Consider the following 2,043-nt stretch of genomic DNA (forward strand, 5'->3'; position numbering starts at 1 on the left):
CGGTCGGGGTAGATGTTGATCCACACCTTGCCGCCACGACGGATGCGCCGGTTGATGGCGATACGGGCCGACTCGATCTGCCGGTTGGTGACGTAGGCCGGCTCCAGTGCCTGGATGCCGAACTCGCCGAAGGACACCCGCGTGCCGCCGGACGCAGCGCCCGAACGTCCCGGGTGGTGCTGCTTGCGGTGCTTGACCCTGCGTGGGATGAGCATCTGGATCAGCTCTCCTGCGTCTCTGCTGCGATCTGGTCTTCGGTCTGGGTGACCGCCGACGGCGCCTCGGTGGCGATCTCCTGGTCGGCCTCGGCCGCCGTGGTGATCGGCGACTCCTGCGCCTCGGTGATGACCGCGGGCGCCTCGGGAGCCGTCACGTCGGCGACCGGCGTCTCGGCGGTCGGCTCGCTGGCGGCGCGGCCGGCGTCGGTCGAGACGCCCGTCGTGCCCTGCGAACCCGAACGGCGCGGGCGGCCGCTGCCGGCCGGCCGGTCACGCCGCTGACGCAGCGCCTCGGCGGCCGCGGCGGCCTCGCGCTCGGCGCGCGACCCCGTCGGCACCTCGCCCTTGTAGATCCACACCTTGACGCCGATGCGGCCGAACGTGGTGCGGGCCTCGTAGAAGCCGTAGTCGATGTCGGCGCGCAGCGTGTGCAGCGGGACGCGTCCCTCGCGGTAGAACTCCGAGCGCGACATCTCGGCGCCACCGAGGCGGCCCGAGCACTGCACGCGGATGCCCTTGACGCCCTGGGACTTCAGCGTCGACTGCATGCTCTTGCGCATCGCGCGGCGGAACGACACGCGGTTGCTGAGCTGCTCGGCGACACCCTGGGCGACCAGCTGTGCGACGCCCTCGGGGTTCTTCACCTCGAGGATGTTCAGCTGCACCTGCTTGCCGGTGAGCTTCTCGAGCTCGCCACGGATGCGGTCGGCCTCGGCGCCGCGGCGGCCGATGACGATGCCCGGACGCGCCGTGTGGATGTCCACGCGGACGCGGTCACGGGTGCGCTCGATCTCGACCTTGGCGATGCCGGCGCGCTCCATGCCCTTGCTCATGAGGCGTCGGATCGCGACGTCCTCCTTGACGTACTCCGCGTACTGCTTGTCGGCGAACCAGCGACTCTTGAAGTCGGTGGTGATGCCCAGCCGGAAGCCGTGCGGGTTGACCTTCTGACCCATTAGCGGTTCCGACCCTTCGTGTTGCGCGTGTTCTGCACGCTCTCGACCTCGATGGTGATGTGGCAGGTGCGCTTGCGGATGCGGTAGGCGCGACCCTGGGCCCGCGGCTGGAACCGCTTGAGCGTCGGGCCCTCGTCGACGAACGCACGCGACACGACCAGCGAGTCACGGTCGAGCTGGAAGTTGTGCTCGGCGTTCGCGACGGCGCTGGCCAGCACCTTGCCGACCGGCTCGCTCGCGGCCTGCGGCGCGAACTTCAGCACCTGCAGGGCCTGGTCGGCCGGCATGTTGCGGATCAGGTCGATGACGCGGCGCGCCTTCATCGGCGTGACACGCACGTTGGTCGCCCGCGCGACGGCGGTCCGGACCTCGTCCAGTGATTCAGTCATGTCAGCCCCGTCGCGAACGACGGTCCTCCTTCACGTGGCCCTTGAACGTGCGGGTGGGCGCGAACTCGCCGAGCTTGTGCCCGACCATGCCCTCGGTGACGAACACCGGCACGTGCTTGCGGCCGTCGTGCACGGCGATCGTGTGCCCGAGCATGTCGGGGATGATCGTCGAGCGACGCGACCAGGTCTTGATCACGTTCTTGCTGCCCTTGTCGTTCTGGTCGTCGACCTTCTTGAGCAGGTGGTCGTCGACGAACGGGCCCTTCTTCAGACTGCGTGGCATCGTTCAGTTCCCTCAGCGCTTCTTGTTCGTACGACGACGGCGGACGATCAGCTGGTCGCTCGCCTTGCGACGGCGGGTGCGGCCCTCGGGCTTGCCGTTCGGGTTCACCGGGTGGCGACCACCGGACGTCTTGCCCTCACCACCACCGTGCGGGTGGTCGACCGGGTTCATCGCGACACCGCGGACGGTCGGGCGCT

Annotated in this window: 4 protein-coding genes and 1 pseudogene; all 5 read right to left on the reverse strand. The window is 69.3% G+C overall.

All coding sequences use genetic code 11. The features are described from left to right. On the reverse strand, positions 1-215 hold a 215-nt coding region (rplP, locus tag ACTHMS_RS07385; RefSeq protein ID WP_440306020.1), incomplete at its 3' end, for a 50S ribosomal protein L16. A 5-nt stretch (positions 216-220) separates the two neighbouring features. Beyond that, positions 221-1,174: a 30S ribosomal protein S3 gene (gene rpsC / locus ACTHMS_RS07390; protein WP_440306021.1), complete on the reverse strand. Its 954-nt coding sequence runs from the start codon at positions 1,172-1,174 to the stop codon at positions 221-223. Further along, on the reverse strand, positions 1,174-1,563 hold the full coding sequence (rplV, locus tag ACTHMS_RS07395) for a 50S ribosomal protein L22 (protein ID WP_440306022.1): 390 nt from the start codon (positions 1,561-1,563) through the stop codon (positions 1,174-1,176). Before rplV ends, rpsC begins: the two co-directional genes overlap by 1 nt. Position 1,564: 1 nt before the next feature. Continuing rightward, on the reverse strand, positions 1,565-1,846 hold the full coding sequence (rpsS, locus tag ACTHMS_RS07400) for a 30S ribosomal protein S19 (RefSeq protein ID WP_440306023.1): 282 nt from the start codon (positions 1,844-1,846) through the stop codon (positions 1,565-1,567). Between the two features lie 12 nt (positions 1,847-1,858). Further along, positions 1,859-2,043 (reverse strand): annotated as a pseudogene (locus ACTHMS_RS07405) (50S ribosomal protein L2); the annotation flags it as partial.

The organism is Jatrophihabitans sp., assembly GCF_051960575.1.
GTDB lineage: Bacteria > Actinomycetota > Actinomycetes > Mycobacteriales > Jatrophihabitantaceae > JBQCEE01.

Excerpts from the sequence above, each read along its gene's own strand:
- rpsC (WP_440306021.1), bottom strand. The coding sequence starts at position 1,174 with ATGGGTCAGAAGGTCAACCCGCACGGCTTCCGGCTGGGCATCACCACC.
- rplV (WP_440306022.1), bottom strand. The coding sequence starts at position 1,563 with ATGACTGAATCACTGGACGAGGTCCGGACCGCCGTCGCGCGGGCGACC.
- rpsS (WP_440306023.1), bottom strand. The coding sequence starts at position 1,846 with ATGCCACGCAGTCTGAAGAAGGGCCCGTTCGTCGACGACCACCTGCTC.